Genomic DNA, 20,028 nt, shown 5'->3' on the forward strand with positions numbered 1-20,028 from the left:
CCCAACATTCCCGAGTCATGGCCACAAAGAAACAAGATACCTCTTCCCGAATCGCCGACAACAAGAAGGCCGCGTACAACTATTTCTTCGAAGAGCGCTTCGAGGCCGGCATGGTCCTCGAAGGCTGGGAAGTCAAATCGCTGCGCGAAGGCAAGGTGCAGCTCACCGACGGCTACGTCGTGATCCGCAACGGCGAGCTGTTCGTCGTCGGCTGCCAGATCAACCCGCTCAAGAGCGCGTCGACCCACGTCAACCCCGATTCGGTCCGCACCAAGAAGCTGCTGCTGAAGAAGGACGAGATCCGCCGCCTGATCGGCAAGGTCGAGCAAAAGGGCTACACGCTGGTGCCGCTCAACCTGCACTGGAAGGCCGGCAAGGTGAAATGCGAAATCGCGCTGGCCAAGGGCAAGGCCGAGCACGACAAGCGCGACACCATCAAGGACCGCGAAGGCAAGCGCGAAGTGGAGCGCGCCATGAAGAGCCGCAACCGCTGAAACTTTTTTTGCACGCAATGGAATAAAAGACGGGCTGCGGGCGTTTGTGCGGTTGTCATCGGATCGCCGATGGCAAGCCAACCATCCCAGGAGCTCTTTCATGTCGCCTTTTCGTGCCTCTTCCGCCGGCCTTGCCGCCATCCTGCTGAGCGGCGTGCTCGCCCTGCCGGCCCTCGCCCAGCCCAAGCCCGCCGACGGCGCGCTGGTCGGCCCCAACGGCATGACGCTGTACACCTTCGACAAGGACACGGCCGGCGCCGGCAAGTCGATGTGCAACGGCGCCTGCGCCACCAACTGGCCGCCGTTCATGGCCGCCGACAGCGACAAGCCCGCGGGCGACTTCACCATCGTGACGCGCGACGACGGCAAGAAGCAATGGGCCGCCAAGGGCTGGCCGCTGTACTACTGGGCCAAGGACACCAAGCCGGGCGACAAGACTGGCGACGGCGTCAACGGCAGCTGGAAGACCGCCAAGCCCTGACGCACTGATTCCCATGGACGCCCGCCTGCTCGTCGAGCACATCCCGAGCCTGCGCCGCTACGCCCGGGCGCTGACCGGCAATGCGTGGGCGGCCGACGACCTGGTGCAGGACACGCTGGAGCGTGCCTGCGGCAAGTGGCGGCTGTGGGTGGTGGGCAGCGACCTGCGCGCGTGGCTCTTCACCGTCATGCACAACATCTTCGCGAGCCAGGTGCGGCGCGCGCCGCCGCCGCACGCCGTGGTGCCCCTCGACGACCTGCCGCACGAACTGCACGGCGGCGTCGACCCCGGACGCGGCCAGGACACCAGCCTCGACCTGCAGCGCTGCCTGATGCAGCTGCCCGAGGAACAGCGTGCGGTGCTGCTGCTCGTGACGCTGGAAGACCTGTCGTATGCCGAAGTGGCCAAGGTGCTGGGCATCCCCGCCGGCACCGTGATGTCCCGCCTGTCGCGCGCCCGCGTGCGGCTCCAGGAGTTGATGGACGGCACCTCGGCGCCGGTCCGCCCCGGCCTGCGCCGCCTCAAATGAAACCCACCGCATCATGAACCGCCCCGTACCGCCCCCCACCGACGACGAGCTGCACGCCTGGGTCGACGGCCAGCTGGCCCCGGACCGTCATGGCGCAGTCGAAGACGCCATCGCCCGTGATCCCGCCGTGGCCGCCAGGATCGCGTCCTGGCACACGCAGCGCGACGCCCTGCGCCGGCTGCACGGCGAGCTGCTCGATGCGCCCGTCCCGGAAGCGCTGATGGGCGCGCTGAACCGCAACCAGCCCCGCCTTGCCCAACGCGGCGCATGGATGCGGCTGGGCGGCATGGCGGCCGGCGTGCTGCTGGCCTTTGCCGCCGGCTGGCTAGGCAATGCGCAATGGTCCGCGCAGCGCGGCGGTGCGCAGCTGCAGCAGCAACTGGCTCGCGCCCCGGCGCTGAAAGAGTTCGTGCATGACGCATCGATCGCGCATGCCGTCTACACGCCAGAGAAAAGACACCCGGTCGAAGTGACCGCCGCCGAGCAGCGGCACCTGGTGCAATGGCTGTCGAAACGCCTCGACCGGCCGCTGAAGGTGCCCGACCTCTCGGCCCAGGGCTACACCCTGGTCGGCGGCCGCCTGCTGCCCGGGGAAACCGGCGCGCGCGCCCAGTTCATGTTCGAAGACGCTGCCGGCGAGCGCGTGACGCTCTACATCGGCACCCTCGACGCGAATGCCGCCGGTGCCATCGCTGCCCGCGAGACAGCCTTCCGCTTCGCCTCCGAAGGCCCCGTACCCAGCTTCTACTGGGTCGACCAGGGCTTCGGCTATGCCATTGCCGGCAAGCTGCCGCATGACCTTTTGCTCAAACTCGCGACGCTGGCCTACCGCGATCTGTCTTGATCAGCGCATAAACTGCCGGCTCGCGCAACCACCCCGGCCAGTCACCCGGCCTTGTTTTCGCGATTCATCAACTGAAGGAGAAACTGCATGAAATTGCTCAGCGCCTCGATCCTCGCAGCGGCACTGCTTGCCGGCTGCGGCAGCATGTCCCCGGCCGCCCCCGACACGCCCACCCGCACCGCCGACGGCATCCTGGTCGGCCCGAACGGCATGACGCTGTACACCTTCGCCAAGGACACGGCCGGCGCCGGCACTTCCGCCTGCAACGCCCAATGCGCCACCAACTGGCCAGCACTCGGCGTGGCCGAAACCGCAAAGCCCATGGGCGGCTACACCATCATCATTCGCGAAGACGGCAAGCGCCAATGGGCCTACAAGGGCTGGCCGCTGTACTACTGGGCGAAGGACGCCAAGCCCGGCGACAAGACCGGCGACGGCGCCCTCAACGGCGCATGGAAAGTCGCCCGTCCCTGATTCCATCGGGACCTGACGCAAGACAACGCCGGCACCCGCCGGCGTTTTTTTGTGCGCTTCGGCCGACGCGAAGGCCCCGGGCACCCACGGCAGAATCCCCGCATGATTCCTGACGCCAATCCCGACGCGTTCCTCGCCCTGCTGAGCCAGGGCCTCATCACCGACTCGCAGCACGAGGCTGTGCTCGCCCACCCCGAGACCTCTACCCTTCCCCCGCTTCCGAGCCCGGCCCACGCGCTCGCGTGGATGCGCGTGAAAGGCCTCGTCACTGAAGAACAACAGGACGCGGCACTCGACCGGATCGAGGCCGCAACGCCACCGGACCCGAACGCAGAAGATGCGGCCGACACCGCCTTCGACGCGGACGACCTCATGGAATGCGCCGAGCGCGGAATCACGCACGAGGCAGTGCAGGCGCTCTACCGCGACGGCCTGATCGACGCGCAAACGCGCGACATCGCACTGCAGGAAACGCCGGTCGCGGGCACCGTTCCCGCCGCGCCGGGCGCCACGCTCGCCTGGCTGGTGACGGACGGCCCGCTCGAGCGGGAGCACTTCGACGCCACCCGCACGCAGGTTGCCGCCGAGCCTGCTTTTGCAATGGCGGCCGAACGCGCCCGCATCGTCGCCGAGGCCCAGGCATTGATCGAGGCCGAGGACCGGACCATCGCGGAATGGAAATCGCGCTCGCAGCGCCAAGGCCGCATCGGCGCCTGGAAGTTCATCCTCACGGTGCTCGTGATCGGCGGCGGCTTGGGCTGGTATCTGTTCGCACCCGACAGCGTGCCCGCCTGCGACGCCAGTTCCACGCGCAAGACCCTGAACAACATGCTGTTCCGCGTGACCCTGGACGTGCGCATGCGCACCTTCGATGCCGAGAAGCGCGCCGACATCCGCACGCCCTTGCTCGGCGGCATACGCGAAGTCGGCTACCGCAAGGACCAGCGCGTGCGCGGTTGCATCGCGACCCTGACCCGGGGCGACGACAAGGACACGATGGCCTTCACCATTGGCGCGACATCGCCCAAGAGCGACGACATGGTGGTGCGCGGCGCGGATGCGGACATCGTCGAGGCACGTTTCGGCCACCTGGACGCCAGCGGCAAACCGCTCTTCAACGCCGAACCCATCGGCCGCGAGGCGATGGAAAAGGCTTTCCGCGACGGCGCCGAGTCGCTGTCGGCCCGTTCACAGTCTCGCGCGCTGGCACGCATGCGTGCAAAGGAGCGCGCCGCTTCGGGGCTGTCGGACCTCGACCCGGACCGCACGCGCGAAATCGCCGACATCGAGCCCACGGGCCCGTGCCGAGCGCTCGACGGCGACGCGGGCCGGCAGGCCTGCCCGCTGGTCGTCGAGTACAACGACAGCCTGCTGGGCGCCCTCGCCGGCAACGGCGGCGCGTCGCTGCCGCTGACCGGCGAATTCACCTTCTTGCAGGACAACGGCACCTGGCGCGTGGGCGAGGATTTCATGCAGGCGTTCATGCGCAAGGTGGTCGAGGCCCGCATGCGCAAGATCGGCGCCACCGATGTCGCCATGCCGGCCTTCCCGGCCCCGCCCAAGAAGCCATCCCCCTGAGAAGCAAGGCCCCGGACGGCAAAAATCACCAGCGGTGACGGCTTCACGAAGAAGCCGCACCGGATGGTGACTTTGGGAGCATGCCTCGCCGTGCGCCAGGGCACACGGAAAGGCACAGGCAGTCGATCAGCCCTGCGACGTGTCGCGGCCGGCGCGCTTGCGCTCGTGTTCCTTCAGGAAGCGCTTGCGCAGGCGAACGCTCTTGGGCGTGATTTCGACCAGCTCGTCGTCCTCGATGAATTCCACGCCGTATTCGAGCGTGAGTTCGATCGGGGGCGTGATCTTGATCGCGTCTTCCTTGCCGCTCACGCGGAAGTTGGTCAGCTGCTTGGTACGCGTGGCGTTCACCACCAGGTCGTTGTCGCGGCTGTGGATGCCGACGATCATGCCTTCGTACACCGGGTCGTTGGCACGCACGAACATGCGGCCGCGGTCGTCCAGCTTGCCCAGCGCGTAGGTGAAGATTTCACCGTCGTCCATCGAGATCAGCACGCCGTTCTTGCGGCCGCCGATGTCGCCCTTGTGCGGCTCGTAGCTGTCGAAGATGTTGCTGATGAGGCCCGAGCCGCGCGTCAGGTTCAGGAATTCGTTGGTGAAGCCGATCAGGCCACGCGCCGGAATGCGGTATTCCAGGCGCACGCGGCCACGGCCGTCCGGTTCCATGTTGACGAGCTCGCCCTTGCGCTCGCCCAGTGCCTGCATCACGCCGCCCTGGTGCTGTTCCTCGATGTCGGCCGTGACCAGCTCGATCGGCTCGTGCTTCTCGCCGTCGATGGTGCGGAACACCACGCGCGGCTTCGACACGGCCATTTCATAGCCTTCGCGGCGCATGTTCTCCAGCAGGATGGTCAGGTGCAGTTCGCCGCGGCCCATGACCTCGAACACGCCTTCCTCGTCGGTCTCGTTCACGCGCAGGGCCACGTTGTGCTGCAGTTCCTTCTGCAGACGGTCCCAGATCTGGCGGCTGGTGACGTACTTGCCTTCGCGGCCGGCCAGCGGGCTGGTGTTCACGCAGAAGTTCATCGTCAGCGTGGGCTCGTCGACCTTCAGCATCGGCAGCGGTGCCGGGTTGGCCGGGTCGGTGATGGTCACGCCGATGCCGATGTCGGCGATGCCGTTGATCAGCACGATTTCGCCGGGGCCGGCTTCCGTGGCCTGCACGCGGTCCAGGCCCTGGAACGTCAGCACCTGGTTGACGCGGCCCTTGATGGACTTGCCGTCCGGACCTTCCATGACCACGACGTCCGTCATGGGCTTGATCGTGCCCTGGCTGATGCGGCCCACGCCGATGCGGCCGACGAAGGTCGAGAAGTCGAGAGCCGAAATCTGCAGCTGCAGCGGCGCGGCGGGGTCACCCTTTTGCGACGGCACGTGCTTCAGGATGGTGTCGAACAGGGCCGACATGTCGGGGCCCCACTGCTCGCCGGGCGCGCCCTCTTCGAGCGACGACCAGCCGTTGATGCCCGAGGCGTACACCACCGGGAAGTCGAGCTGCTCGTCGGTCGCGCCGAGCTTGTCGAACAGGTCGAAGGCGGCGTTGACCACCTTGTCGGGGTTGGCGCCGGGCTTGTCGACCTTGTTCACCACCAGGATGGGCTTCAGGCCGAGGGCCAGCGCCTTCTTGGTCACGAAGCGCGTCTGCGGCATCGGGCCTTCCTGGGCGTCGATCAGCAGCACCACGCCGTCGACCATCGACAGCGCGCGTTCCACCTCGCCGCCGAAGTCCGCGTGGCCCGGGGTGTCGACGATGTTGATGTGCGTGCCCTGCCAGGTCACGGCGCAGTTCTTGGCCAGGATGGTGATGCCGCGTTCTTTTTCGATCGCGTTGTTGTCCATCACCGTGTCGACCACCTTCTCGTGCTCGGCGAAGGTGCCCGACTGGCGCAGCAGTTGGTCGACCATGGTGGTCTTGCCATGGTCCACGTGGGCAATGATGGCGATATTGCGAATTTGCTTGGTACTCATGGTGTCGCTTCGGTCTGTTGTGCGTTCAAAAGAATTTGCTGGATTTCGATGGGGTTCAGCAAGCGCCCCGGAATCAGTTCGCCGCCGGTGACATGGGCGGTTCCGAGAAAGGCGGCAGGCTCGGCGCCGAAAACGGCCACCTCGCCCGCATCGGCCCAGCTGCCACGGCGGCGCAGGCCCGAAAGAAAGCGTGCAGCATCTTCCGCGCCAAGCGTGACGCGGCTGTGGCCGTCCACCAGCGCCTCGGCGGGCAGGAGCCGCGCCAGCCGCTCGTCTTCGTCCATGGCCTCCAGCGCCTCGAGCGTGACGCACTGCGCCTCGACGAAATCGCCGGTGGCGACGCGGCGCAGCGAAGTCAGGTGCGCGCCGCAACCCAGTGCCTCGCCGATGTCCTCGCCGAGGGTGCGGATGTAGGTGCCCTTGCTGACGGTGGCACGGATGCGGATGAGGTTGTCGCCCACCGCGCCGGCCACGCCGATGTCGAGCTTGTGGATCACCACGTCGCGCGGCGCCCGCTCCACTTCGACGCCCTCGCGGGCGTATTCGTACAGCGCCTTGCCGTCCTTCTTGAGCGCGCTGTGCATCGGCGGCACCTGCCGGATCGCGCCGGTGAACTGCGCCTGGACGCGCGCCAGGTCTTCCGGCGTGACGTGCACGGGCCGCTCGGCGATGACTTCTCCCTCGGCGTCGCCGGTCGCGGTTTTAACGCCAAGGCGGGCCGTGGCCTCGTAGGTCTTGTCAGCGTCCAGGTGGAGCTGGCTGAATTTGGTGGCCGCGCCAAAGCACAGCGGCAGGACGCCCGTCGCGAGCGGATCGAGCGTGCCGGTGTGGCCCGCTTTTTCCGCGCGCAGCAACCACTTGGCCTTCTGCAAGGCCTGGTTGCTGGAGAGTCCCAGCGGCTTGTCGAGCAACAACACCCCATGCACAGGGCGCCGCTGCACCCGTGTGCGTGGCGCGTTCATGGCTAGTCGTCTTTCGAGCGCGAAGCGACGGCCTGCGCGATGAGCGCGTTCATGTCGGCCGCACGCTCGGTGGTGCGGTCGAACAGGAAGTGCAGCGTGGGCACGGTGTGGATATGCAGGCGCTTGAACAGGCCGTTGCGCAGGAAGCCCGCGGCCTGGTTCAGCGCTTCGGTGGTCTCGGTCACGTCGCCCGTGAGCATGCTGAAGAAGACCTTCGCATGCGCATAGTCGGGCGTCACCTCGACCGCCTGGATCGTGACCATGCCCACGCGCGGGTCCTTCAACTCGCGCGCGATCAGCTCCGTCAGATCACGCTGGATCTGGTCGGCGACCTTGAACGCGCGGTTGGGGGCGGCGGCTTTTCTTTTCGGCATGGACTCTCTCGCGTCGAACGCTTACAGCGTCCGGGCGATTTCCTTGATCTCGAAGAATTCGAGCTGATCGCCCTCTTTGATGTCGTTGTAGTTCTTGAGCTTGATACCGCACTCAAAACCTTCGCGGACTTCGCGCACATCGTCCTTGAGACGCTTGAGCGAGTCGATTTCGCCGGTGTAGACCACCACGTTGTCGCGCAGCAGGCGGAAATGCGCACTGCGGTTGACCGAGCCCGAGGTGATGTACGAACCCGCGACGGTACCGATCTTCGAGGCCACGAACACCGTGCGGATCTCGGCCGAGCCGATGATTTCCTCGCGGCGCTCCGGTGCCAGCATGCCCGACATCGCGACCTTGATCTCGTCCACGGCGTCGTAAATGATGCTGTAGTAGTTCAGCTGGATGCCATTGCCTTCGGCCAGCTTGCGCGCACCGGCATCGGCGCGCACGTTGAAGCCGATGACGACCGCCTTCGAGGCGATGGCCAGGTTGATGTCGCTTTCGCTGATACCACCCACGCCGGCATACACGATCTGCACCTTGACCTCGTCGGTCGCCAGCTTGAGCAGCGACTGGGCCAATGCTTCCTGCGAGCCCTGCACGTCGGCCTTGATGATGATGCGCAGCGTCTGCACTTCGCCGGCCGACAGGTCGGTGAACATGTTCTGCAGGTTCGCGGCTTGCGCCTTCGCCAGCTTGGTGTTGCGGAACTTGCCGGCACGGTAGGTCGCGATTTCGCGCGCACGGCGCTCGTCGCTCATCACCATGAACTCGTCGCCCGCCTGCGGCACTTCGGTCAGACCCTGGATTTCGACCGGGATCGACGGGCCGGCGGCCTTGGTCGACTTGCCGTCTTCGTCCAGCATGGCGCGCACGCGGCCATAGGTGGAGCCGGCCAGCACCACGTCGCCGGTCTTGAGCGTGCCGGACTGAACCAGCACGGTGGCGACCGGGCCGCGGCCCTTGTCGAGCTGGGCTTCGATGACGAGGCCCTTGGCGGCGGCATCCACCGGCGCCTTGAGTTCCAGCACTTCGGCCTGCAGCAGCACCTGCTCGAGCAGGTCGTCGATGCCCTGGCCGGTCTTGGCCGACACGCCGACGAACGGAACGTCGCCGCCGTACTCTTCGGGCACGACCTCCTCTGCCACCAGTTCCTGCTTGACGCGGTCCAGGTTGGCATCGGGCTTGTCGATCTTGTTGATCGCGACCACGATCGGCACACCCGCCGCCTTCGCGTGCTTGATGGCTTCCTTGGTCTGGGGCATGACGCCGTCGTCGGCAGCCACCACCAGGATCACGATGTCGGTGGCCTGCGCACCGCGGGCACGCATGGCCGTGAAGGCCTCGTGACCCGGGGTGTCGAGGAACGACACCATGCCGCGTTCGGTCTGCACGTGGTACGCGCCGATGTGCTGCGTGATGCCGCCGGCTTCGCCAGCGGCGACCTTGGCGCGGCGGATGTAGTCCAGCAGCGAGGTCTTGCCGTGGTCGACGTGGCCCATGACGGTCACGACCGGAGCGCGCGGCAGGGCTTCCGCCGTTTGCGCCGACACGTCCTCGTCGGTGAAGGCTTCGGGATCGTCCAGCGCGGCAACCACCGCGTTGTGGCCCATTTCCTCCACCAGGATCATTGCGGTGTCCTGGTCGAGCGACTGGTTGATGGTCGCCATCTGGCCGAGCTTCATCAGCTGCTTGATGACTTCCTGCGCCTTCACGGCCATCTTGTGGGCGAGTTCCGCCACGGTGATGGTTTCGGGCACGTGCACTTCGAGAATGCGCGCCTCGACCGGTGCGGCCGGTGCATGCTGCTCGTCGTGACCGCCGCGGTCGTTGCCACGGCGACCACGCGGGCCTCCGCGCCAGTTGCCGCGACCGACACCGCCGCTGGCGTCGCCGCGGGTCTTGATTTCCTTCTTCTTGGCAGGATCGCCGGCCCAGCTCGAAGAGAGCTTGGCGGACTTGACTTCCTTGCCGGCACCGGCTGCTGCGCCGGGTGCGGCCGCAGCGCCGGGCGCCGCAGGCGCGCCGGGGCGGGCCGCAGGCGTGGCCGGCTTGTGCAGCGTGCCCTTGACCGCGGCCTTTTCGGGCTGCGGCTTCTCGGGCGCCTTGTGCGGCACCAGCACGCGGGCCGGTGCGTTCATCATGGCGCGAATGGCTTCGGCTTCGGCCAGGGCCTTGCGGCGGCGCTCGTCGAGGTCCTTGGCACGAGCGGCTTCTTCGTCGGCACGGGCCTTCGATTCGGCGGCGGCCTTGGCCTTCGCGTCTTCCTTGGCTTGCGCGGCGGCGTTCTGCGCGGCGAGCTTGGTGTCGGCAGCCTGCTGCTCGGCGGCGGCTGCCGCGGCGGCCGCTGCCGTCACTGCGGGAGCAGGTGCGGGCGCAGCCGGCTTGGCGGGGGTGCTCTTGGCGGCGGCGGCGAGAGCGGCTGCCTCGGCGGCGGCCTTCTTCTCGGCGGCGGCGCGCGCAGCTTCCTGCTCGGCCTTCTCGGCGCGCTCGGCCTTCTCGGCCTGTTCGCGTTCGCGCGCTTCGGCTTCTTCGCGCAGGCGGCGCTTCTCGGCCAGTTCTTCTTCCTGGCGGCGGATCAGTTCGGCCTGGCGGCGCGCCTCTTCCTCGCGGCGGGCCAGTTCGGCCTCGTCGACGCGGGGAGCGGCGGGTGCCGCGGCGGGCGCTTCAGCCGCCTGTGGCGCAGCCTCGGGCGAAGCCGGATGGCCGTCGTCGCGCTGGATGAAGGTGCGCTTCTTGCGCACCTCGACCTGGATGGTGCGGGCGCGGCCGGTGGCGTCGGCCTGCTTGATCTCGCTGGTCGACTTCTTGGTCAGCGTGATCTTCTTGCGCTCGGGCTCGACAGTGCCGTGGCTGGCCTTGAGGTGGCCAAGCAGGCGCTGCTTGTCAGCCTCGGTGAGCGCATCGGTGACGGCCGCTTTGGGCACGCCTGCGCTCTTGAGCTGGTCAAGCAGGGTTTCGGGAGTCTTCTTGAGCTCGTTCGCGAACTCGGCGACAGTGGTACTGGACATATTGGTTTCGTGCCTCCATGACCGTCACTCTTGGCCGGCGAACCAATGTTCGCGGGCTTTCAAGATGAGGGCTTTGGCGTCATCGGCGCTTTGGCCGGTGATCTCGGTGAGTTCATCGACCGCGAGGTCGGCAAGATCGTCACGGGTGTTCACACCCGCTGCGATCAGCTTGGGAATCAGCTCGGGGTCGAGCCCTTCGAGGTCGTGCAGGTTCTGGGACACCTGCGACTGGGCCTCGACGCCCTCTTCCTTGGCGATTTCCATGGTCAGCAGCGCATCCTTGGCACGCGCGCGCAGCTCGTTGATGGTGTCTTCGTCGAATGCCTCGATTTCCAGCATTTCGGAAATCGGCACGTACGCGACTTCCTCGAGGCTGTTGAAGCCTTCGGAGATGAGGATGTCGGCGATTTCCTCGTCGACGTCGAGCTTCTCCATGAAGAGCTTGCGGCTGGCGTCGGTCTCGGTCGCCTGCTTCTGGGCCGACTCGTTGGCGTCCATGATGTTGATCTTCCAGCCGGTGAGGTCGGAAGCCAGGCGCACGTTCTGGCCGCCGCGGCCGATGGCGATGGCGAGGTTTTCCTCGTCGACCACCACGTCCATGGCGTGCTTTTCTTCGTCCACCACGATCGACGACACGTTGGCCGGAGCCAGCGCACCGATCACGAACTGGGCCGGGTCTTCGCTCCACAGCACGATGTCGACACGCTCGCCGGCGAGCTCGTTGGTCACGGCGTTCACGCGGGTGCCGCGCACGCCGACGCAGGTGCCGATCGGGTCGACACGCTTGTCGTGCGAGAGCACGGCGATCTTGGCGCGCGAACCGGGGTCGCGGGCGCAGCTCTTGATTTCGAGCAGGCCCTGTTCGATCTCGGGCACTTCCTGGCGGAACAGCTCGACCATGAACTCGGGAGCGGAGCGCGACAGGATGATCGGCGCGCCGCGCAGCGTCAGGTCGACTTCCATGATCATGGCGCGCACGCGGTCGCCATTGCGCAGGTTTTCCTTGGCGATCATCTCGCTGCGGCGCAGGCGGCCTTCGACACGGCCGGCCTCGACGATGATGTCGCCCTTGTCCAGGCGCTTGACGGTGCCCACGAAGATCTTGTCGCCGCGCGACATGAAGTCGTTGAGCAGCATCTCGCGCTCGGCATCGCGGATCTTCTGCAGGATGACCTGCTTGGCGGCCATGGCGCCGATACGGCCGATCGGCACCGACTCGACCGCTTCCTCGATGTATTCGCCGACCTCAATGTCCGACATTTCTTCCTTGGCTTCGAAAAGCAGGATTTCCTGGTCGGGCAGTTGCAGGCCAGCTTCGTCCGGGACGACGTGCCAGCGGCGGAAGGTTTCATAGTCGCCGCTGTCGCGGTCGACCGAGACGCGGATGTCCACGTCGCCCTGATGGAGCTTCTTGGTGGCTTGCGCCAGCGCGGACTCGACCGCGCCGAAGACGACGTCACGCTCGACGTTCTTCTCGCGCGAGATCGCATCCACCAACATCAACATTTCGCGATTCATGCCACCACTCCTCTGTCATTCCGGAACTTGCGTTCCGTCGTCAATATCCGAAAAACCCGGTTGGGTTTTGGCCTTGCGGCCCTTGAAATCCACAATGGGCGCGAGCCGCGCCTCGCGCAGCTCGTCCAGCACGAAGCCCAGCGCATGCAACGGTGCAGGCGCGCGCTTCTTGCTCACTTTTTGACCCGGCTTGGGTTCCGGCGCCTCGCTCCAGACGATTTGCCAGCCCGCGGCTGCGTCAGCGCCCTCTGCCACTGCAGCACGCTCCAGCGTGCCGCGAAACTTCTTGCGGTTGGCCGACACCTGGCCCGCCGCGGCGGCGCCCATGGGCGCCTTGAGCGTGATGTCGATCACCTCGCCCACGAAACGTTCGAAATCCTGCTCATTGCGCAGCGGACGGTCGATACCCGGCGAGGACACCTCGAGCCGCTTGTAATCGACACCATCGACCTCCAGCGCGAACTGCAGCTGGCGGGTCACCTTCTCGCAGTCTTCCACCGTCACGAAAGGCTCGGGCACGCCGGCAGCCACAGCTTCGGAGGTGGGGGCCGTCCAGGGCAAATCAATCGTCACGCGCAGCAATCCCCCGGCGGAGCGCTCGATCTCTACCAGGTCGTAGCCCAGACCGGCTACGGTTTGTTCCACTATTTGCTGCAATGCCACGTGTTCGAAAAAGCCTTTTTAAGAATCGGTTTCCGTGTCACCCGCCCGCCGTGGGTGCCACCTGCATGAATAAAGCCAAAAGCTCGAGAATGCATAGACCAAAAAAAACGGGCGGTTGGTACCCGCCCGTTTGGTCGTGAGCCTCGAATTATATGCTATTCACGTGATAAATGAAGGGCCTCGACCACTCAAACTGCCACCAGACGCCGAGATTTGGACCAGACCACCGCAAATAAGAGCGATCCGAGCGCCAGGGCAGCCGCCGCGACCAGCAATGGCAGCTCGAAAGAACCGGTGCGCTGCGCGAGCGGCGCCGCAAAGAGCGGCCCGACGATCTGCCCCACCCCATAAGACGCCGTGGCATAGCCGATCAGCCCTGCCGCCGCGTTTCCGCGCAGCCGCCGCGCTTCCCGCACCGCAAAAAGGGTGATGGCGGTAAATGGCATGCCCAGCAGCAAGCTGCCGAAGGCGAACCCGACGATCGTCGGCCAGACGACCGACAGCACCACGCCGAGCGCCTGCAATGCGTAAGCCACCGCCAGCAGCAGCCGGTTGTCCCAATGCGTCGGCGCGCGGGCACCGATCAGTGCCCCTGGGATGACGGCCAGCCCGAACAGCGGCCAGAAATAGTCCGGCCACGACGAACCGGGCAGCGCCTGGCGCGCGATCACCGGCAGGAAAGTGGCCGTGATGATGTAGCCGAAGCCCGCCAGCCCGTAGAGCGAGACCAGCCAGATCGCATCGCTGCGATCGGTACGCGTCGCCGTCGCGCCCGAATCAGCAACCGACGCGGCGCCTTTGGACAACGCCAGTTGCCCGTCGTCGAAAACCCGCCAGATCACCGCGATCAGCGCGAAAGCCAGAAGGCCCAGCCCGATCCACCCGGCCTCGGAGCCCCACCGTCCGAGCGCGCCGCCCAGCAAGCCGGTCATCGCGATCCCGATGCCGGGACCGGTGTAGATCACGCCGCCCAACGTGGGCGCATTGGTCTCGGCCAGCCTTCGCAACCCCCAGCCCGACGCGAAGACGAAAACCCACGCGCTCATCACCCCCGCGGTCCAGCGCAGCACGCCCCAACTGGTGAAACTGTGCAACAGGCCCATGCCGATCAGCAGCAGCGCCGTGGCGATCAGCCCGCCGCGCACCATGGTCGATGCCTTGACGCCGATGGCCGCGCAAGTGACCGCGCCCAGGAAATAGCCCAGGTAATTGAGCGACGCCAACACCCCGCCGGCCGCCAGCTCCAGCTTTCCCTCGTGAAGCATGATGGGCAGCATGGGCGTGAAGGCAAAGCGTCCCAGGCCCATTGCCACCGCGAGGGTGACCATGCAGGCCAGCGCCGCGCGCCAGGCCTCGCGCCGGTCGCGTCCGGTTTGCGACATTTCTTGCTTGCTCCGTTTATTCCAGCAGCGCGGCGGCCACCAGTTTTTTTGTATAGGGATGCTCGGGCTCGTCGAGCACGCGCTCGACCGGCCCGTTTTCCAGAATGGCTCCGTCCTTCATCACGATGACCTGATGGGCCATGGCCCGGATCACCTCCACGTCGTGCGTGATCAGCAGGTAGCTCAGCCCGCGCTCGCGCTGCAGCCGCTGCAACAGGCCCAGCACCTGCTTCTGGATCGTCACGTCGAGCGCGCTGGTCGGCTCGTCGAGCACCAGCAGCTGCGGATCGACGATCAGCGCCCGCGCAATGGCCAGCCGCTGCCGCTGCCCGCCAGAGAATTCATGCGGATAGCGGTCGAGCAGCGACGGAAACTGCGATTCGGTCAGCCCCACGTCGGCCAGCGCGGCGAGCGCACGGGTCCGGCGCGCCTCGGCGCCAAGTTCGGGCGCATGCACGCGCAGCCCCTCGCCCACGATCTGTTCCACCGTCATGCGGGGCGACAGCGACGAGAACGGGTCCTGGAACACGACCTGCATCACCCGGCGCAACCGCAGGTCGGACGCGCGGTCGACCGCCCAGTCCTTGCCGGCAATCTTCAGCGCTCCCTGGTGCTTCAGCAGGCCCAGCGCCGCCAGCGCGAGCGTCGACTTGCCCGAGCCCGACTCGCCGACCACGCCCAGCGTCTCGCCCGGCACGATGCGGAAATCCGCACCCTGCACCGCCACGAACTCGCCCTTGCTGAACCAGCCGCCGATGCCGGGCTTAGGCACCGGATAGATCACGCGCAGCGCCTTGGCTTCGAGCACCGGCAAGGCGCCAGGGCTGGCCGCCACTGCGGCGACGTCGCGCGTCGGATGGCTGTCGATCAGCTTGCGGGTATAGGGGTGCTGCGGCGCATCGAACACCGGGGCCACGGCGCCGTGCTCGACGATGTGCCCGTTCTCCATCACGACCACGCGGTCGGCGAAGCGGCGCACCAGGTTCAGGTCGTGCGTGATCAGCAGCACGGCCATGCCGTATTTGCGCTGCAGATCGGCGAGCAGCTCCAGGATCTGCGCGCGCACCGTCACGTCGAGTGCCGTGGTCGGTTCGTCGGCCAGCAGCAGGCGCGGCTTGCAGGCGAGCGCCATCGCGATCATCGCGCGCTGACGCTGGCCGCCCGACAACTGGTGCGGAAACGCCCTCGCCCGCCGCGCCGGCTCGGGAATGCCGGTGTCGGCCAGCAGCTGCACTGCCGCCGCCTGCGCGGCGCGGGCCGACAACGCTTCGTGCAGCTCGAGCACCTCGGCAATCTGGTCGCCCACGCTGTAGAGCGCGTTGAGCGCGGTCATCGGCTCCTGGAAGATCATCGCGATCTCCTTGCCGCGGATGCCGCGCAGCTCGCGCTCCGGAATCGACAACAGGTCGCGCGGCGCTTGCTCGCGCTGCGGGCCGAAGAGCCGCGCCTCGCCGGCCACGTCGGCGTTCTGCACCAGCCGCAGCAGCGACAGCGCGGTGACGGTCTTGCCCGACCCCGACTCGCCGACGAGCGCCAGCTTTTCCCCCGTGGCGATCTGGAAGTCGATGCCGTGCACCACTTCCTTGCCGCCGAACCCGACGCGCAGGCCCTTCACGTCGATCAGGGGCTGGCCGGTTTTGGTGTTGTTGTTCTCGCTCATCACTTGTCAGCCTTGCGCGGGTCGAGCGCGTCGCGCAGCGCGTCGCCCATGAAAGTCAGCAGCATCAGCGTGACGACCAGCACGCCGAAGGTGGAAATGGAAATCCACCAGGCGTCGATGTTGGCCTTGCCCTGGCTCAGCAACTCGCCGAGCGACGGCGTGCCCGGCGGCACCCCGAGGCCGAGGAAATCGAGCGATGTCAGCGCCAGGATGGCCGCGCTCATGCGGAACGGCAGGAAGGTGACGACCGGCACCATGCTGTTGGGCAGGATGTGGCGCCACATGATCTGCAGGTTGCTCACGCCCAGGGCGCGCGCGGCACGCACGTAGTCCATCTGGCGGTTGCGCAGGAACTCGGCGCGTACATAGTCGGCCAGGCCCATCCAGCCGAACAGGCTCAGCAGGATGAGCAGCAGCGCCACGCTGGGCGCGAAGATGGCGCTGAAGATGATCAGCAGGTAGAGCTCCGGCATCGAGCTCCAGATTTCGATGAAGCGCTGGAACGCGAGGTCGGTCTTGCCCGCGAAATAGCCCTGCACCGCCCCCGCCGCCACCCCCAGCACCGTGCCGATGGCAGTGAGCGCCAGGCCGAACAGCACGCTCACGCGAAAGCCGTAGATCAGCTGCGCGAGCAGGTCGCGGCCGCGGTCGTCGGTGCCGAAGATGTTGTCGGCCGTCGGGGCTGCCGGACTGGGCGCCTTGGCAAAGTAGTTGAGCGTCTTCGGGCCGTAAGGGTTGGGCGCATAGATCGCCCAGTTGTCGCCCTTGGTGATCCGGTCGCGGATGTAGGGATCGAGGTAGTCGGCGGGCGTCTCGAAGTCGCCGCCGAAAGTCTTCTCGGAGTAGTCGCGCAGCACCGGAAAATAAGTGCGGCCTTCGTACCGCAGCACCAGCGGCTTGTCGGTCGACAGCACCTCGGCGAACAGGCTCAGCACCACCATGATGGTGAAGAGCACCAGGCTCCAGAAACCGAGCCGGTTGCGCTTGAAGCGAAGCCAGGCGCGGCGGCCGGGCGAGATATGGGTAGAGCCGCTCACCATGGGTGCATCAACCCCGCCGCGCCTGCATTCGGCAAAGCCCATTCCAGAAACACCGCGGAACCGGCTTTGCCGGGCCGCAGGTGTTGCCCCCGGTAGGGGGAAGGCGAAGCGACACGAAGTGCGCGCAGCCTGGGGGCGAGCCAGTGCTCATTCGAATTTGACACGCGGGTCCACCCATACGTAGCAGAGATCGGAAATCAGCTTCGTCACCAAGCCGATCAGCGTGAAGAGGTACAGCGTGCCCAGCACCACCGGATAGTCGCGCCGGATCACGCTCTCGTAGCCCAGCAGGCCCAGTCCGTCGAGCGAGAACAGGGTCTCGATGAGCAGCGAGCCCGCGAAGAAGGCGCCGATGAACGCCGACGGCAGGCCCGTGATGATCGGGATCAGCGCATTGCGGAACACGTGCTTCCAGAGCACCTGCCGCTCGCCCAGGCCCTTGGCCCGCGCGGTCAGCACATATTGCTTGCGGATTTCCTCGAGGAAAGCGTTCTTGGTGAGCATCGCGGTCACCGCGAAACTGCCGAGCACCATGGCCGTCACCGGAAGGGTGATGTGCCACAGGTAGTCGACGATGCGCGCTCCCCAGCCGAGCTCGTCCCAGTTGGCCGAGGTCAGCCCGCGCAGCGGGAACCACTGCAACTGCCCGCCGAAGATCACCAGCAGCGCCACCCCGAGCACGAAACCCGGAATGGCATAGCCGATCAGCACGATCAGCGTGCTGATCAGGTCGAAGCGCGTGCCCGCCCTCACCGCCTTGGCAACGCCCAGCGGCACCGCCACGCCATAGCTGATGAAGAAGGTCCACAGGCCCAGGCTGATCGACACCGGCAGCTTTTCGAGGATCAGCGTCCAGACATCCTTGTTCTGGAAGAAGCTCTTGCCCAGGTCGAAGCGCGCGAACTGCCCGAGCATCTGCCACAGGCGCTCGTGCGGCGGCTTGTCGAAGCCATAGAGCGCCTTGATCTGCTCCAGGCGCTTGGGGTCCACCCCCTGGTTGCCCCGGTAGCTGCCGCCACCCGATTCGAAACCGCCGCCTCCGCCGCCGCGCCCCGCCGTCTTGGCTTCGGCCAGGTACTGCTCGACCGGCCCGCCGGGCACGAACTGGATGACCAGGAAAGTGACGAGCAGGACGCCGAGCAGGGTCGGAATGAACAACAGCAACCGCTTGAGGACATAGGAGAGCACTGGCTGTTTCCTTCTCTTCTACTTGTTCGATTGCTTCTGCGGCTGCCTGGCCCACCAGGTGCCCATGACCCAGTCTTCACCGCCGGCATAGGGCGGCATCGGAGACTTGAACGCCAGGCGCCAGTCGTCGTAGACGATGCGGTGCGAGGTCAGCGTCCACTGGGGGATCAGGTAGTGGCTGTGCATGATGACGCGGTCCAGCGCGCGGCAGGCAGGCATCAGCTCGGCCTTGGTGTCGGCATCGACGATGTCCTTGAGCAGGGCATCGACCGCCGGGGTCGAAACGCCCATGTAATTGCCCGAGCTTTCCGTCCTGGCCGCCTTGCTGCCGAAGATTTCGAGCAATGACTGGCCCGGGTTGTTGGTGCCAGGGAAGTTGATGGTGGTGATGTCGAACTCGAAGCGGTCGAGCCGCTCCTGGTAGAGCGCGAAATCGACCGTCGCGAAGTTCAGCGTGATGCCGAGCTTCTCGAGGTTGCGGACCCACGGCGACACCGTGCGCACGCCGCCTTCCTTGCTGTCGAGGTACTCGAGCGTCATGGCGTCGCCCTTGGCGTTGCGCAGCGCGCCGTCGCGGTATTCCCACCCGGCCTCCTTCAGCAGGTCCCGTGCGCGGCGCAGGTTGTTGCGCAGCGAGTGGCCCTCGCCCTCCGTGGTGGGCGGCGTGTACATCGGCCCGAAGCTCGCGTCCGGGATCTTGCCGCGCCAGGGTTCGAGCAGGGCTTTTTCTTCCGGGGACGGCAGGCCCTGGGCCTCGCAGTCGGTGTTGCCGAACAGGTCTTTCACGCGCGGATAGCCGCCGTAGAACATCTGCCGGTTCATCCATTCGTAGTCGAGCGCCAGGCCCAGCGCCTCGCGCACGCGCGGGTCCTTGAGCTTCTCGCGGCGGCTGTTGAGCACGAAGCTCTGGAAGCCCGCGGGCTTCCTGTGCTGGAACTCGCGCTTCACCAGTTCCCCGGTGTTGAAGCGCTTGCCGTTGACCCGCCGCGCCCAGTCGCCAGCCGAGTAGAAGCTCATCATGTCGAACTCGCCGGCCTTCAGCGCCTCGAGCCGTGCCGTGTTGTCCTTGTAGATCTTCACGGTGATGCGGTCGAAATTGTGCGAACCGCGATTCACGGGCAGGTCGCGTCCCCAGTAGCCGGGGTCGCGCACGTAGGTGATGTCCTTGCCGAAGCGCACCGGACCGATCTTGTAGGCGCCGCTGCCGATGGGAATGTCCATCACTACCTTGTCGAACGGCTTGGCCTTGCCGTTCTCCATGCCCCACGCGCGGCTGAACACCGGCAGGCTGCCGACGATCAGCGGCAGCTCGCGGTTCGGCGTCTTGAAGCGGTAACGGATGGTGCGCGCGTCTATCACGTCGGCGCCATCGACTTCCTGCAGCAGGGTCTTGTAGCCGGGCGAGGTGTAGGGGCCGATCAGCGTGTCGTAGCTGTGCTTCACATCGGCCGCCTCGACCGGCATGCCGTTGTGGAACCGGGCCTCGGGCCGCAGGCGGAAGGTCACGCTGCGGCGGTCGGGTGCCACGGTGACGTCTTCGGCCAGCAGGCCGTAGCCGGAGGCGGTTTCGTCCATCGATCCGGCCAGCAGCGTGTCGAACAGCAGGCTGTCGAGGTAGGCAGGCGCCGAGCCCTTGATGGTGAACGGGTTGTACTTGTCGAAGGTGGAAACGCGCAGGTTGCTCACCAGCCGCAATTCGCCGCCCTTGGGCGCCGCCGGATCGACATAGTCGAAGGCCTTGAAATCGGGCGCGTACTTCAGGTCGTCCCAGAGTGCATATCCATGCGCAGCCCAAGCGGGAACCGCACACACCATCAACGACCAGGCCCAGAGAAACCGCATGCGAGAATTCTGCCCAAGATTT

General features: G+C 66.4%; 17 protein-coding genes. 6 read left to right on the top strand and 11 right to left on the bottom strand.

Translation table 11 applies throughout. From position 1 onward, the window contains the following. Window positions 1-17 precede the first annotated feature (17 nt). The 6 genes from smpB to C4F17_RS05825 all read left to right on the top strand — a co-directional run bounded on the left by smpB (window position 18) and on the right by C4F17_RS05825 (window position 4,400). A complete protein-coding gene (smpB, locus tag C4F17_RS05800) occupies window positions 18-494 on the top strand; it encodes an SsrA-binding protein SmpB (RefSeq protein ID WP_081270560.1) in 477 nt (158 codons plus the stop codon). 100 nt (window positions 495-594) lie between these two features. Further along, the gene (locus tag C4F17_RS05805; protein WP_106934604.1) at window positions 595-975 is read left to right on the top strand and encodes a COG4315 family predicted lipoprotein; all 381 of its coding nucleotides are present in this window, start codon (window positions 595-597) and stop codon (window positions 973-975) included. Between the two features lie 13 nt (window positions 976-988). Next, the gene (locus C4F17_RS05810) at window positions 989-1,504 is read left to right on the top strand and encodes an RNA polymerase sigma factor (protein ID WP_106934605.1); all 516 of its coding nucleotides are present in this window, start codon (window positions 989-991) and stop codon (window positions 1,502-1,504) included. A gap of 13 nt (window positions 1,505-1,517) precedes the next feature. Beyond that, window positions 1,518-2,348, top strand: a complete 831-nt coding sequence (locus C4F17_RS05815) for an anti-sigma factor family protein (protein WP_106934606.1) — start codon at window positions 1,518-1,520, stop codon at window positions 2,346-2,348. An 87-nt stretch (window positions 2,349-2,435) separates the two neighbouring features. Beyond that, entirely contained in the window at window positions 2,436-2,822 is a 387-nt protein-coding gene (locus C4F17_RS05820) for a COG4315 family predicted lipoprotein (protein WP_081270556.1), read from the top strand. A 102-nt stretch (window positions 2,823-2,924) separates the two neighbouring features. Continuing rightward, window positions 2,925-4,400, top strand: coding sequence for a hypothetical protein (locus C4F17_RS05825; protein WP_106934607.1), 1,476 nt, complete (start codon window positions 2,925-2,927; stop codon window positions 4,398-4,400). A 126-nt stretch (window positions 4,401-4,526) separates the two neighbouring features. Here the strand turns inward: C4F17_RS05825 and typA are convergent, their stop codons facing one another. From typA to C4F17_RS05880, 11 genes are all read right to left on the bottom strand, one after another. Further along, window positions 4,527-6,365 (bottom strand): translational GTPase TypA, encoded by a 1,839-nt coding sequence (gene typA, locus C4F17_RS05830; protein ID WP_081270554.1) that lies wholly within the window; start codon window positions 6,363-6,365, stop codon window positions 4,527-4,529. Continuing rightward, window positions 6,362-7,327: a tRNA pseudouridine(55) synthase TruB gene (gene truB, locus C4F17_RS05835; RefSeq protein WP_106934608.1), complete on the bottom strand. Its 966-nt coding sequence runs from the start codon at window positions 7,325-7,327 to the stop codon at window positions 6,362-6,364. The genes typA and truB overlap by 4 nt, the downstream gene beginning before the upstream one ends. A 2-nt stretch (window positions 7,328-7,329) precedes the next feature. After that, the gene (rbfA, locus tag C4F17_RS05840; protein WP_081270552.1) at window positions 7,330-7,701 is read right to left on the bottom strand and encodes a 30S ribosome-binding factor RbfA; all 372 of its coding nucleotides are present in this window, start codon (window positions 7,699-7,701) and stop codon (window positions 7,330-7,332) included. A 21-nt stretch (window positions 7,702-7,722) separates the two neighbouring features. Continuing rightward, window positions 7,723-10,713 (bottom strand): translation initiation factor IF-2, encoded by a 2,991-nt coding sequence (gene infB / locus C4F17_RS05845; RefSeq protein WP_106934609.1) that lies wholly within the window; start codon window positions 10,711-10,713, stop codon window positions 7,723-7,725. A 24-nt stretch (window positions 10,714-10,737) separates the two neighbouring features. Further along, window positions 10,738-12,231, bottom strand: coding sequence for a transcription termination factor NusA (gene nusA / locus C4F17_RS05850; RefSeq protein WP_081270551.1), 1,494 nt, complete (start codon window positions 12,229-12,231; stop codon window positions 10,738-10,740). A 15-nt stretch (window positions 12,232-12,246) separates the two neighbouring features. Then, window positions 12,247-12,894: a ribosome maturation factor RimP gene (gene rimP / locus C4F17_RS05855; RefSeq protein WP_106934610.1), complete on the bottom strand. Its 648-nt coding sequence runs from the start codon at window positions 12,892-12,894 to the stop codon at window positions 12,247-12,249. Window positions 12,895-13,082: 188 nt separating this feature from the next. Further along, a complete protein-coding gene (locus C4F17_RS05860; RefSeq protein ID WP_106934611.1) occupies window positions 13,083-14,276 on the bottom strand; it encodes a YbfB/YjiJ family MFS transporter in 1,194 nt (397 codons plus the stop codon). A 16-nt stretch (window positions 14,277-14,292) separates the two neighbouring features. Next, window positions 14,293-15,936, bottom strand: coding sequence for an ABC transporter ATP-binding protein (locus C4F17_RS05865; protein ID WP_106934612.1), 1,644 nt, complete (start codon window positions 15,934-15,936; stop codon window positions 14,293-14,295). Then, window positions 15,936-16,976 carry an ABC transporter permease gene (locus tag C4F17_RS05870; protein WP_106934613.1) on the bottom strand — a complete coding sequence of 347 codons (1,041 nt, stop codon included), beginning with the start codon at window positions 16,974-16,976 and terminating at the stop codon, window positions 15,936-15,938. Before C4F17_RS05870 ends, C4F17_RS05865 begins: the two co-directional genes overlap by 1 nt. 147 nt (window positions 16,977-17,123) lie before the next feature. Further along, entirely contained in the window at window positions 17,124-18,164 is a 1,041-nt protein-coding gene (locus C4F17_RS05875; RefSeq protein ID WP_081270546.1) for a microcin C ABC transporter permease YejB, read from the bottom strand. An 18-nt stretch (window positions 18,165-18,182) separates the two neighbouring features. Then, a complete protein-coding gene (locus tag C4F17_RS05880; protein WP_106934614.1) occupies window positions 18,183-20,006 on the bottom strand; it encodes an extracellular solute-binding protein in 1,824 nt (607 codons plus the stop codon). Window positions 20,007-20,028: the final 22 nt, after the last annotated feature.

This window comes from Variovorax sp. PMC12 (assembly GCF_003019815.1).
Classification (GTDB): Bacteria; Pseudomonadota; Gammaproteobacteria; order Burkholderiales; family Burkholderiaceae_C; genus Variovorax.